10 protein-coding genes are annotated in these 12,053 nt (G+C 73.1%); 8 read left to right on the top strand and 2 right to left on the bottom strand.

Annotated features, from left to right (window positions below; genetic code table 11):
* Positions 1 to 243 precede the first annotated feature (243 nt).
* Complete coding sequence (locus tag ABZT03_RS10360; RefSeq protein WP_356036294.1) at positions 244 to 747, bottom strand: MarR family transcriptional regulator; 504 nt, start codon at positions 745 to 747, stop codon at positions 244 to 246.
* A 113-nt stretch (positions 748 to 860) separates the two neighbouring features.
* Between ABZT03_RS10360 and ABZT03_RS10355 the strand changes: the two genes are divergently transcribed.
* Positions 861 to 1,376, top strand: a complete 516-nt coding sequence (locus tag ABZT03_RS10355) for a YceI family protein (RefSeq protein WP_356036292.1) — start codon at positions 861 to 863, stop codon at positions 1,374 to 1,376.
* A 229-nt stretch (positions 1,377 to 1,605) separates the two neighbouring features.
* Here ABZT03_RS10355 and ABZT03_RS10350 read toward each other — a convergent pair whose 3' ends face one another.
* Positions 1,606 to 3,297: a hypothetical protein gene (locus ABZT03_RS10350; RefSeq protein ID WP_356036310.1), complete on the bottom strand. Its 1,692-nt coding sequence runs from the start codon at positions 3,295 to 3,297 to the stop codon at positions 1,606 to 1,608.
* A gap of 270 nt (positions 3,298 to 3,567) precedes the next feature.
* On the opposite strand from ABZT03_RS10350, the gene ABZT03_RS10345 reads away from it, so the two are divergent.
* The 7 genes from ABZT03_RS10345 to ABZT03_RS10315 all read left to right on the top strand — a co-directional run bounded on the left by ABZT03_RS10345 (position 3,568) and on the right by ABZT03_RS10315 (position 11,972).
* Positions 3,568 to 3,957: a cell division protein SepF gene (locus ABZT03_RS10345; protein WP_356036289.1), complete on the top strand. Its 390-nt coding sequence runs from the start codon at positions 3,568 to 3,570 to the stop codon at positions 3,955 to 3,957.
* A 236-nt stretch (positions 3,958 to 4,193) separates the two neighbouring features.
* Complete coding sequence (locus ABZT03_RS10340) at positions 4,194 to 5,486, top strand: ATP-binding protein (protein WP_356036307.1); 1,293 nt, start codon at positions 4,194 to 4,196, stop codon at positions 5,484 to 5,486.
* Positions 5,483 to 5,809, top strand: coding sequence for a nucleotide pyrophosphohydrolase (locus ABZT03_RS10335; RefSeq protein WP_356036287.1), 327 nt, complete (start codon positions 5,483 to 5,485; stop codon positions 5,807 to 5,809). Before ABZT03_RS10340 ends, ABZT03_RS10335 begins: the two co-directional genes overlap by 4 nt.
* Positions 5,810 to 5,986: 177 nt before the next feature.
* Positions 5,987 to 6,457, top strand: coding sequence for a DUF6099 family protein (locus ABZT03_RS10330; protein WP_356036284.1), 471 nt, complete (start codon positions 5,987 to 5,989; stop codon positions 6,455 to 6,457).
* Between the two features lie 236 nt (positions 6,458 to 6,693).
* Positions 6,694 to 7,617: an LLM class F420-dependent oxidoreductase gene (locus ABZT03_RS10325; RefSeq protein WP_356036281.1), complete on the top strand. Its 924-nt coding sequence runs from the start codon at positions 6,694 to 6,696 to the stop codon at positions 7,615 to 7,617.
* Between the two features lie 324 nt (positions 7,618 to 7,941).
* A complete protein-coding gene (locus ABZT03_RS10320) occupies positions 7,942 to 9,396 on the top strand; it encodes a 3' terminal RNA ribose 2'-O-methyltransferase Hen1 (RefSeq protein ID WP_356036278.1) in 1,455 nt (484 codons plus the stop codon).
* Complete coding sequence (locus ABZT03_RS10315) at positions 9,393 to 11,972, top strand: polynucleotide kinase-phosphatase (protein ID WP_356036275.1); 2,580 nt, start codon at positions 9,393 to 9,395, stop codon at positions 11,970 to 11,972. The genes ABZT03_RS10320 and ABZT03_RS10315 overlap by 4 nt, the downstream gene beginning before the upstream one ends.
* Positions 11,973 to 12,053: the final 81 nt, after the last annotated feature.

Genomic DNA, 12,053 nt, shown 5'->3' with positions numbered 1-12,053 from the left:
ACGGCCGCGAACCAGTCAGCGAGGTCCTGCGTGGGCGTGCTCACTTCGCACCGCCCGTCGCGGGCTCGTCCTCGCGGAGGGCCTGCTGCACTGGCCGAAGCCGACGCCCGCGCTCACGACCCTGCCGAAGCCCACGCCCACGCCCTGACCGGCCGCCGCCACCCTCACCGCCGCCACCGAGACCGTCGCCGTCGTACACCCGCACCGCCCGCGACGGCTGACGGGACCGGAACACCCGGCCCCTCACGCCCCGCTGTTCTCCCCGGCCAGGTCCGGCAACAGGCCGCAGACCGCCTCGCGTTGGGCGGGGCCGACGGACTGGGCCAGGGCGCGGGTGACCGTCTCGGCGAGGGCACCGGAGGCGTCGGTGAGCAGCCGGCGTGCCTTGTCGGTGAGGGCCACCTCGACGCCCCGCTTGTCGCCGCACACCGACCTGCGGGTGACGAGCCCGGCGTGCTGGAGGCAGGCGATCTGGTAGGTGAGCCGGGTCTTGGGGCGGCCCAGGAGTTCGGCGACCCGGGTCATGCGCAGGCCCGCTCCGGGCTGCTCGGCCAGAAGGCACAGGATCAGGAACTCGTCGTGGGAGACGTCGAGCCGTTCCTTGACCACGGAACGCAGCTGCTGTTCCACCGCCCCCGTGGCACCCACCAGCAGCATCCACGCCCGCAGTTCCGGCGGCAGGAGTCCGCCGCCCTGCGCGGAAGGACATTCGGGCAGGTCGGTGGCGTGCTCGTCGGGATCAGCCATGGTTCGAGTGTACCTGTTGTTCAATTTTGGATGAGGGGGTTGTCCAGATTTGGATGACGCACTAGCGTGAGGTCATCCAAATTTGTACGAAGAACGAGAGCAGGAGAAAGATCATGACCGTCGCTGTGGAAACCGGCCTGTGGCAGCTCGACCCGAGCGCGTCCACGGTCGCCCTGAGGCACCGGACGATGTGGGGTCTCGTCACCGTGAAGGGCGCGTTCGCCGCGATCGCCGGCCAGGGCGAGGTCCGCCCCGACGGGTCCGCCGTGGGCACCGTGACCCTGGATGTCGCCTCCCTGGACACCGGCAACGCCAAGCGCGACAAGCACCTGCGCTCCGCCGACTTCTTCGATGCCGACCACCACCCCGAGATCACCTTCGCGGTCGGCAGTGCCGAACTCCGGGACGGGGACGCCGTGCACGTCGTCGGTCAGCTGACCGTGCGTGGCGTCGGCAGGCCACTCTCCTTCACCGGCCGACTGGGCGCGGCCGACGCAAATGGCTTCACCCTGGAGGCCGAAGTGACGGTGGACCGGGAGCAGTTCGGTCTGAACTGGAACCAACTGGGCATGATCCGCGGGCTGACGACGGTCGCCACGACCCTCCGCTTCACCAAGACGGCCGCCTGAGCCGACCCGAAGCCCACGCCCCCGGGTGCCCTGACCCGCCCCCCACGCCCCCGGGTGCCCTGACCCGCCCCCCACGCCCCCGGGTGCCCTGACCCGCCCCCCGGGCCCCGGGTGCCCTGACCCGCCCCCCAACCCCGGGTCCCCGGACCCGGCCCCCGGACCAGTGCCCACCCGGCCCCCGGGCACCCGACACCCACGCCGACCTGCGCCGACGTACCCCGGCCTGGCCTCACCCGGTGCTGCGGTGCGAATCGTCGGGCCGGAACCGCACGTAGGCGCTCGACAGCGTCTGCGGTGCCGGGGTGAAGGCACGGAGCCGCACCCGGGCGCCGGCCCGGGGAACGTGGTATCTGCCGTCGGGCGGCCGGAGTTCGTACAGGGCCGTGCTGTGGGCGGGCAGCGCGGCAGGGCCCCGAAGCACCGACCAGTACGGGTCCATGCCCTGCCCGGCGGTGAGCGTGAAGTGGGGCGTCAGGGTGCTGCCGACGGTGTTGGTGACCCGCAGGGTCAGCCGGGAGACCGCGGTCGCCGAAACCCGTCGTACCGCGAGGACCCGCATGCGCAGAGGCGGTGTCCCCGACGCCGCCAGGGCCGCGCTCGCCAGCGCGGGCAGGAGCAGGAGCACTACGGCGGCGACCCGCGCCGGTCGGCCGTGCGGGCCGGACAGCCGGCGGAACCGCGGCTGCCACGCGCCGGCGAACTCCGCCGGGGGCGCGGTGATGCCGGCCGCCAGCCACAGGGGCGTCATCATCAGGTAGTACCCGTCCTGGGAACGGGTCGCCAGATAGAAGGCGCACCAGGGCAGCACGGTCGCCGCCGGCCCCAACCGCCGTACGAACAGCACGAAGACCGCGAGGAGACCGGCGGCCAGCAGCAGGCTCGCGTGTCCGTACCAGTCGAGCCGGTCGCTGCCGTTCGTGTAGTAGAGCGAGACGCCGATCAGGCCCTGTCCGTGCAGCGTCGCGCCCTGCGTGAGCGGCAGGGCGACGCCGCCGAGCCAGCGGCCGGGCTCACTGACGACGAAATAGGTGTTGATCAGCAGCCAGACGAGACCGGCGACACCGGCCAGCCGCCCGAGGACCCCCGCCGCGGCCCGTCCGCCCAGTTCGCCGCGGCGCACCGCGTAGACGCCGGCCAGCAGGAACGGCGCGAGGAACCACGGCAGTTGCTGCGCGGCGCACGCGGCGCCCAGGCAGGCGGCCCGCGCGACACCCGCCGGGCCGAGCCGCCCGCCCCGCCCGATCCGCGGCCAGCGCACCACCACCGGCACCAGCAGGGCCATCGCGAGGATCGCCGGGTAGCCGAGCCGGCCGTAGGTGGGCAGCATCGCGAAGCCCAGGCACACCATGGTCGCCGCCGGCCGCCACGGCACGGGCAGCAGGCGCCACAGCACGACCGTGCCGGCCAGGAGCGCGCCCGTGCTCACCGCCGTGGCCGGGGTGGCGCCGTGGCCCAGCCACAGCAGGGGCGCGGTCAGCAGCGGTGCGAGGGGCGGATAGCCGTAGGTGTAGTCGTAGCCGCCGCTGACCGTGGGTGTGACGGCGACCCCGTGCCCGAACAGCCAGGGCCAGGGATGCCCGTAGACGGCGTGCCCGGCGGCGAGTTCCCGGGCGGCCTGGGTGGTGAGGAGCGCCTCGTCGGAGCCCTTGTGGTAGAGCACCCAGGCGCACAGCGCGAGCGTCAGGGCGGTGATCAGCACGCACAGGTCGAGCCGCGCGAGCGACCGGGTCCGGCGCACCACGAGCGCGAGCACCCCGCAGACCAGGATCGAGGCATAGCAGACCGAGATGACCGCGGCCACGGGCAGCCGGTGTTCGGCGGCCCGGGCCCACACCGACCGTGTCCCGATGAAGAGACTGATGTCGGCGAGCAGGGTCAGGACGCGATGCCACTGGGCGGGGGGTTCCGGGTCGGCGGACACCGCCGACTGGGTGCGCCTGCCGGGTGTCACCGGCTGCGTTTTCGCCACGTGCACGACTCCGGACCGTAGGCGGGTGGGGTGAGCGGGCTGTCGGGGGAGGAGAAGAGTCCGGTGTGAGAGGGGTAAGAAGGGGGCTGTACCGGCTGGAACCGGGCGGGGTTCCCGTCGTTGTGACGGTGGCCGACCGTGTCGGTGTTGGGCTGAACGGGTGACTTGGCGTAAGAATTGCCCGGTGCAGGCAATGAACGCGAGTCAGGTCGGGGGAAACCGGTGAACAGCTACGACGTCACCGACGAGCAGTGGGAGGGACTCGCCCAGGTCGTTCCGTTGCGGGGCCGGGACGCCTGGCCGTCCGCGGTGGGCCACCGCGCGCTGCCGGACGCGGAGACCGAGACCCGGCGCCGTTTCGTCGTGCTGAGGATCAACGTGTTCGCGGATGCCCGCGAGGTCGCCGAGACGCTGATGGCGGGCATCCCCGTGCTGCTCGACCTGACCACCGCGGAGACCGAGGTCGCCAAGCGGGTCCTGGACTTCAGTACGGGCGTCGTCTTCGGCCTGGCGAGCGGGATGCACCGCGTCGACCGCAACGTGTTCCTGCTGACGCCCTCCGACACCGAGGTGACGGGGCTGATGGAGGGAGCGGGCGTGCCCGGCGTGTGAGACCGGTCCCCCGATCGTAGGAAGGTCTCCGGGGAGGAACGGTTCGTCCGGCGGCGGAGTCCTACCGTCCGGATATGACCGTGTCCTCCGCCTTCTCCTCCCCGTCCGCTCCCGCGGCGTCCGGATCCTCAGCGTCCAGCTTTGCCACCGACGGCCCCGCGGCGGCTGCCCCCGCCATGGACCGACTCGCGGTGGCTGCCCCCGCCATGGACCGACTCGCGGTGGCTGCCCCCGCCATGGACCGACTCCCGGTGGCTGCCCCCGCCACGGACGGCTCCCCGCTGGCTGGCCGCGCCGTTTCAACCGGCGCCGCGGCGGACGACGACGCCACGTCCGCTTCCCCCGGCCTTCCGCACCTCGCCGGCCCCCCACCCGGTCCCGCCGGTGCCTCGCCGCCTCCGGGGACGACCAGGCGGCCCGTGCTGCCGCGGCTCACCGAGCTGCGGCTGTCCGCCTTCGCCGCGCACCGGGGTGCCCGGTTCCCGCTCGGGCCGCTCACCCTCTTCGCCGGACCCAGCGGCTCCGGCAAGACGACCGCGCTCACGGCGTACGAGGCACTCGCCCGACTCGGGGGCGGCGCGGCCCTCGCCGAGGTGTTCCCCGATCCCGGCGCCTGCGTGCCCGAACGCGCCCGGCCCGACGTCCAGCGCCGCCGCGGCTTCCGCATCGGCTGCACGGCCGACGGCCCCGAGGGCTCGGTCCGGCTCGACGTCGCCGTCCAGGCCGAACCCGAACTGCGGGTGGTGGGGGAGCGGTTGACGGTCGACGGCCTGGTGCTCCTGGAGACCGCCCTGCGTGATCCGGGCCGCCGCAGCGTCCAGGCGGCCTGGTACACCGCCGGATCGTCACCGGTCACCCGCGCCCCGCTGCCGGACGACCGCCTCGGCACCCCGCTGCTCCCGCTGCGCGTGGCGGGGAAGACGGAGGGGCAACGGCGGGTACTGGCCGCGGCGGAACAGATGGTGGTCGCCCTGCGGTCCGTGTTCCCCTGCGATCCGCGGCCGGAACGCATGCGCGCTCCCGTGCCGTCGGGGTCCGGCCGGCTGCTCGGCGGCTGCGACAACCTTGCCGACGTCCTGTGGCGCACCCGCGCGGAGTGCGGCCGCCGGCACGCCGTGCTGGTCGCCGCGGTCCGCGCCGGCTGCGCGGGGCCGGTCACCGACGTGCGTGCGGAACCGCTCGGCGACGGGACGGTACGGGCGGTCCTCGACCGCGGCGACGGCGTGCGTACGGCGCTGGGGCGGCTCGGCGAGGGCGAGTTGAGGTACCTGGCGCTGTCGCTCGTCCTGCTCACCGGTCCTGGAGTGCTGGACGTCGACCCGGCGGGCGAGGTGCCGGCCGCGCTGCAGACGCTCACCGTCCTCGCCGACGGGCTCGACCGGGGGCTGGACCCGGGTCAGCGGGGTGAACTGCTGCGGCTCGCGGCCCGGATGTGCGAACGCGGGCACATCCGTCTCGCCGGTACGGTGAGCGACGCGTCGTGGGCCGCCGCGGCGGACGGGATCACGGTGGTAGACCTGGAACCGTGACCGAACCTCTCGATGTGGCGAAGCTCCAGCGCAGGCTGACCGAGTTCGCGGCGGCCCGGAACTGGCAGCCGTTCCACACCCCCAAGAACCTGGCCTCCGCGCTCAGCGTGGAGGCCTCCGAACTGGTCGAGATCTTCCAGTGGTTGACGCCCGAGGAGTCGGCCCGGGTGATGGACGACCCGGACACCGCGCACCGGGTCGCGGACGAGGTCGCCGACGTGCTCGCGTATCTGCTGCAACTGTGCGACGTGCTCGGGGTCGATCCGCTCGCGGCGCTGGACGCGAAGATCGACCGGAACGAGCGGCGGTTTCCGGCGCCGTAGGGAGCTATTCGTTCCGTTTTCACTCTCCGCAGTCGAACCGTGAGGCGAAACCGAATTGTTGTCCGTTAATTTCCGTCTTCCTCTGGCTTTTCGCTGTGCGGAAGCTCACTCTGGGTAGTGAACACGGGAGTTCGGGCGGACGTGCCGTGGGCGCGTCGCGACAGACGGGGGCAGCGCATGGATGCGGTGCGGCTCATCGTGACGAGCAGACGCGCGCTGGTGGGCACCAGTGACGCGCCGGAGGTCATGACCCAGGTGTGGCAGGCGCAGGCCCTCGCGCAAGCGATAGGCAGTCGCCTGGCGGTCTTCGGGCCGCCCGAACTGCGCGGTGAGGCACTGGGGTTGACCGAGCTGGCGGGCAGGGGCTGCGGTGTGCTGGACAGGCCGGACCTGGACACCGAGGACCTGCTCGCGGCCCAGCTGACCGACCTGGGCGACGCCCGCCAGGCCCTCATGTACCTCGGCGGGCTGCTGGGCGAGGTGGGTATCGCCCTCGTCGGTCTGGCCTGCGCCGTGGACGACGAGGGCACGTACTGGCAGTGCATGGAGGCCATCGACGCGGCCGACGAGTCCAGGGACCGGGTCCGCGAGATGCTGCGCAAACTGGCGGACGCGCAGCCCGTGTTACCGGAGCGGGAAGCCGGCTAGGCCCCCGCGCGCCCCATCCGCACCGGCGGCCTCCGCGGGCCTCGGGGCTCTCGGCGGCCTCCACCACCGGCGTACGCCCGGCCGCCCCGGCCCTCGTCTCCTCGGCCTGCCCCGCGGGGACCGGACGTGGGTGGGCGGCCCTGACTCTCAGCCGCCCCCGGCCCAGCCGGGCGCGACGCGCTGCGGCCGGAGGGTCCGGTGAGGCCCTCCGGGGCCGCGGCGTGCAGGATGGAAGCATGGATTTTCGAATCTTCACCGAGCCCCAGCAAGGGGCCACCTACGACACCCTGCTCGCCGTGGCGAAGGCGACCGAGGACCTCGGGTTCGACGCCTTCTTCCGCTCCGACCACTACCTCGCGATGGGGTCCGGTGACGGCCTGCCCGGTCCCACCGACGCCTGGATCACCCTCGCCGGCCTGGCCCGCGAGACCCGGCGTATCCGGCTCGGCACGCTGATGACCGCCGGCACCTTCCGGCTGCCCGGCGTGCTCGCCATCCAGGTCGCGCAGGTCGACCAGATGTCGGGCGGCCGGATCGAGTTCGGCCTGGGCGCCGGCTGGTTCGAGGACGAGCACAAGGCGTACGGCATCCCCTTCCCGAAGGAGAAGTTCGGCCGCCTGGAGGAGCAGCTGGCGATCGTGACCGGTCTGTGGGGGACGAAGGCCGGCGAGACGTTCGACTTCCACGGCACCCACTACGACCTCACCGGCTCGCCCGCGCTGCCCAAGCCCGCGCAGGCGAGGATCCCGGTGCTCGTCGGCGGCCACGGCGCGACCCGCACCCCCCGGCTCGCGGCACGGTACGCCGACGAGTTCAACATGCCGTTCGGCTCGGTCGAGGACAGCGAGCGTCAGTTCGGCCGGGTCCGCGCCGCGGTCGAGCAGGCCGGCCGCGGGGCCGACGAGATGACGTACTCCAACGCGCTCGTCGTCTGCGTCGGCAAGGACGACCAGGAGGTCGCCCGCCGCGCCGCCGCGATCGGCCGCGAGGTCGACGAGCTCAAGGCCAACGGGCTGGCCGGCACGCCGTCCGAGGTCGTGGACAAGATCGGCCGGTACGCGGCGATCGGCTCCCGGCGGTTCTACCTCCAGATCCTCGACCTGCACGACCTGGACCACCTGGAGCTGATCTCCTCCCAGGTCCAGTCCCAGCTGTCGTAGCGGACGCCGGGCGGACGCGACGGCCCCGCCGGGCCCACCGGCTGGGTCCGGCGAGCCGGTCCTCGGCCCCACTGGCTGGGTCCGGCGAACCGGACCCGAGCCGGTCCTCGGCCCCGCCGGGCCCACTGGCTGGGTCCGGCGAGCCGGTCCTCGGCTCCCTCCGGTCCGGCCGCCCGGTCCGGTACGGGTCCAGCTCAGGTCCGGTGGGCCCACCGTCGGCCCCGCAGGGCCCGCTCGCCCCCGCCCCCACCCGAGCCGCACCACACCCCCACCTCGCGGTGAAAACCACTGGTCATGGCGCACGTCCGCCGGGAGACTCAGGACATGTTCCTGACGATCTCGACCACCGGCACCCCGGAGAGTCCCGCGACCGACCTGGGGTTTCTCCTGCACAAGCATCCCGACAAATCGCAGGCGTTCTCGACGTCGTACGGCACGGCTCACGTGTTGTACCCCGAGGCCCACGCCGAGCGCTGCACCGCGGGAATGCTGCTGGAGGTCGATCCGGTGGCGCTGGTCCGGCGGGGCAAGGGCAAGGGCCGCGGCGGCGCACCCGACGCGGCGCTCGCGCAGTACGTCAACGACCGCCCCTACGCGGCCTCTTCACTGCTCGCCGTGGCTTTGAGCGCTGTCTTCTCCAGCGCGATGCGCGGGGTGTGCGCCTCCCGGCCCGAGCGGGCCGCGCGGCCGCTGCCGCTGCGCATCGAGGTGCCCGTGCTGCCCGCCCGCGGCGGCCCGGCGCTCGTCCAGCGCCTCTTCGAACCGCTCGGCTGGGCGGTGGAGGCCGAACCGGTCGCGCTGGACACCGCGTTCCCGGAGTGGGGCGACTCGCGGTACGTGTCCCTCGTGCTGGAGTCCGGGACGCTGACCCTCGCCGAGGCCCTGCGCCACCTGTACGTACTGCTGCCCGTCCTCGACGACGCCAAGCACTACTGGGTCGCCCCCGACGAGGTCGACAAGCTGCTGCGGGCCGGTGAGGGCTGGCTGCCCGGCCACCCGGAGCAGAAGCTGATCACCAGCCGTTTCCTGTCCCGCCGCTGGTCGCTGACCCGGCAGGCCATGGAACGCCTGGAACTGGTGCGGCTGGCCGAGGCCGACGACAGCGCGGTCGAGGAGATCGACAACGCGGTCGCGCCGGAGACCGAGGCGGAGGAGAGGCCCACCCCGCTCGCCGTGCAGCGCCGGGAGGCGATCGTCGCCGCGCTCACCGCGTCGGGCGCCGCCCGTGTCCTCGATCTCGGATGCGGACAGGGCCAGTTGGTGCAGGCGCTGCTGAAGGACCCGCGGTTCACCGAGATCGTGGGTCTCGACGTGTCGATGCGCGCGCTCACCATCGCCTCCCGGCGGCTGAAGCTGGACCGCATGGGCGAGCGGCAGGCGTCCCGCGTCAAGCTCCTCCAGGGCTCCCTGGCGTACACCGACAAACGGCTGGGGGGTTACGACGCCGCTGTGCTCAGCGAGGTGATCGAGCACCTCGACCTGCCCCGGCTGCCCGCCCTGGAGTACGCCGTGTTCGGCGCGGCCCGCCCCCGGACGGTGCTGGTGACCACACCGAACGTCGAGTACAACGTCCGCTGGGAGAGCCTGCCGGCCGGGCACGTCCGGCACGGCGACCACCGTTTCGAGTGGACCCGCGAGGAGTTCCAGGGGTGGGCCCGACCGGTGGCCGAACGGCACGGCTACGGCGTGGAGTTCGTGCCCGTCGGCCCGGACGACCCGGAGGTGGGGCCGCCCACCCAGATGGCGGTTTTCTCTGTGAAGGAGGCGAAGGCGGCATGACCGAGACGCGGAACGGACGGGTCCTGCCCGTCACCGACCTCTCCCTCGTGGTGCTCGTCGGGGCCTCCGGGTCCGGCAAGTCCACGTTCGCCCACCGGCACTTCAAGCCCACCGAGATCATCTCCTCCGACTTCTGCCGGGGTCTCGTCTCGGACGACGAGAACGACCAGAGCGCGACGAAGGACGCCTTCGACGTCCTGCACTACATCGCCGGCAAGCGCCTGGCCGCCGGCCGCCGTACCGTCATCGACGCGACCAGCGTGCAGCAGGACTCCCGGCGGCAGTTGGTCGAGCTGGCCAGGGAGCACGACGTGCTGCCCATAGCCATCGTGCTCGACGTGCCCGAGGAGGTGTGCGCCGAACGCAACGCGGCCCGCGCCGACCGGGCCGGCATGCCGCGCCGGGTCATCCAGCGCCACATCCGCGAACTGCGCCGCTCCCTCCGGCACCTGGAGCGCGAGGGCTTCCGCAAGGTGCACGTGCTGCGCGGGGTGGCGGACGTGGACGACGCCACCGTCGTCACCGAGAAGCGCTTCAACGACCTGACCCACCTCACCGGTCCCTTCGACATCATCGGCGACATCCACGGCTGCTCCGCCGAACTGGAGTCGCTGCTGGCCGGGTTGGGCTACGTCGACGGCACCCACCCGGCCGGGCGCACCGCCGTGTTCGTCGGTGACCTCGTCGACCGCGGCCCGGACAGCCCCGGTGTGCTGCGCCGTGTGATGTCGATGGTCGGGTCGGGTGACGCGCTGTGCGTGCCCGGCAACCACGAGAACAAGTACGGGCGTCACCTGCGCGGCCGCAAGGTCCAGCCCACGCACGGCCTCGCCGAGACCATCGAGCAGATGGAGGGCGAGAGCGAGGAGTTCACCAAGCAGGTCGGGGAGTTCATCGACGGACTCGTCAGCCACTACGTCCTGGACGGCGGCCGCCTGGTCGTCTGCCACGCGGGTCTGCCGGAGAAGTACCACGGCCGTACCTCGGGCCGGGTCCGTTCGCACGCGCTGTACGGCGAGACGACCGGCGAGACCGACGAGTTCGGCCTGCCGGTGCGCTACCCGTGGGCGGAGGACTACCGGGGCCGGGCCGCCGTGGTCTACGGCCACACCCCCGTCCCCGAGGCCACCTGGCTCAACAACACCATCTGCCTGGACACGGGCGCCGTCTTCGGCGGCAAGCTCACCGCGCTGCGCTGGCCGGAGCGCGAGCTGGTCGACGTACCGGCGCAGCGCGTGTGGTACGAACCGGCGAGGCCGCTGCGGTCCGAGGCGCCCGGCGGCCATGACGGGCGTCCGCTGGACCTCGCCGACGTGCACGGCCGCAGGGTGGTGGAGACCCGGCACGCGGGCCGGGTGTCGGTCCGCGAGGAGAACGCGGCGGCGGCCCTGGAGGTCATGAGCCGCTTCGCGGTGGACCCGCGGCTGCTGCCGTACCTCCCGCCCACCATGGCGCCGACCGCCACCTCACGCGTCGAGGGCTACCTGGAGCACCCCGCCGAGGCCTTCGCGCAGTACCGGGAGGACGGGGTGGCGCGGGTGGTGTGCGAGGAGAAGCACATGGGGTCGCGGGCGGTGGCCCTGGTGTGCCGGGACGCGGACACGGCCCGCAGGCGGTTCGGAGCCGGGGGAGGGGTCACCGGGTCGCTGTACACCCGTACCGGCCGGCCGTTCTTCGACGACCACGCCGTGACGGAGGAGATCCTCGGCCGCCTGCGCACGGCGATCGGCGAAGCCGGTCTGTGGGAGGAACTCGCCACCGAATGGCTGTTGCTGGACGCCGAGTTGATGCCGTGGTCGCTGAAGGCGTCCGGTCTGCTGCGCAGTCAGTACGCCGCGGTGGGTGCCGCCTCCCGGGCGGTGTTCCCGGGTGCCCTGGCCGCGCTGGAGGGCGCGGCGGCACGCGGCGTCGACGTGTCGGACCTGCTGGCACGCCAGCGCGAACGGGCCGCTGCGGCGGCCGCGTTCACCGACGCCTACCGCCGGTACTGCTGGCCCACGGACGGCCTGGACGGCGTGCGCCTGGCACCGTTCCAGCTCCTCGCGGTCGAGGGCCGCAGCCTCGCCGCAGTGCCCCACGACGAACAACTCGCGCTGCTCGACCGGCTCGTCGAGCACGACGGCAGCGGCCTGCTGCACACCACCCGGCGCCTGTACGTCGACACCGCCGACCCAGAGTCGGTGCGGGCCGGCGTCGACTGGTGGCTGGAGATGACCGGCCGCGGCGGCGAGGGCATGGTCGTCAAGCCGCTCGGCGCGGTGGTGCGACGGGGGTCCCCCCGCTCGAGCGAAGCCGAGAGTGGGGGAGGGCAGAGCCGCCTGGTGCAGCCCGGCATCAAGTGCCGGGGCCGCGAGTACCTGCGGATCATCTACGGTCCCGAGTACACGCGCCCCGACAACCTGGCCCGGCTGCGGCAGCGGTTCCTCAACCACAAGCGGTCGCTCGCGATCCGTGAGTACGCGCTCGGCCTGGAGGCACTGGACCGCCTGGCCGAGGGTGAGCCGCTGTGGCGGGTGCACGAGGCGGTGTTCGGGGTGCTGGCCCTGGAATCCGAACCGGTGGACCCCCGACTGTGACGGGTGGTTCCTACGGGAGGCACGGCCGCGAGCGGTAGTTCGCGCGGGAGTCCCGTCACCGACGGGCCTCCCGCCCCCGCC

It is taken from the genome of Streptomyces sp. NPDC005574 (genome assembly GCF_040605435.1).
Classification (GTDB): domain Bacteria; phylum Actinomycetota; class Actinomycetes; order Streptomycetales; family Streptomycetaceae; genus Streptomyces.
This window is presented reverse-complemented; position numbering and strand designations above follow the sequence as displayed.

What these genes read in the sequence shown, in the direction of transcription:
- ABZT03_RS10325 (WP_356036281.1), top strand. Translation starts at nt 6,694, where the DNA reads ATGGATTTTCGAATCTTCACCGAGCCCCAGCAAGGGGCCACCTACGAC.
- ABZT03_RS10355 (WP_356036292.1), top strand. Translation starts at nt 861, where the DNA reads ATGACCGTCGCTGTGGAAACCGGCCTGTGGCAGCTCGACCCGAGCGCG.
- ABZT03_RS10320 (WP_356036278.1), top strand. Translation starts at nt 7,942, where the DNA reads ATGTTCCTGACGATCTCGACCACCGGCACCCCGGAGAGTCCCGCGACC.
- ABZT03_RS10315 (WP_356036275.1), top strand. Translation starts at nt 9,393, where the DNA reads ATGACCGAGACGCGGAACGGACGGGTCCTGCCCGTCACCGACCTCTCC.
- ABZT03_RS10340 (WP_356036307.1), top strand. Translation starts at nt 4,194, where the DNA reads ATGGACCGACTCCCGGTGGCTGCCCCCGCCACGGACGGCTCCCCGCTG.
- ABZT03_RS10360 (WP_356036294.1), bottom strand. Translation starts at nt 747, where the DNA reads ATGGCTGATCCCGACGAGCACGCCACCGACCTGCCCGAATGTCCTTCC.
- ABZT03_RS10330 (WP_356036284.1), top strand. Translation starts at nt 5,987, where the DNA reads ATGGATGCGGTGCGGCTCATCGTGACGAGCAGACGCGCGCTGGTGGGC.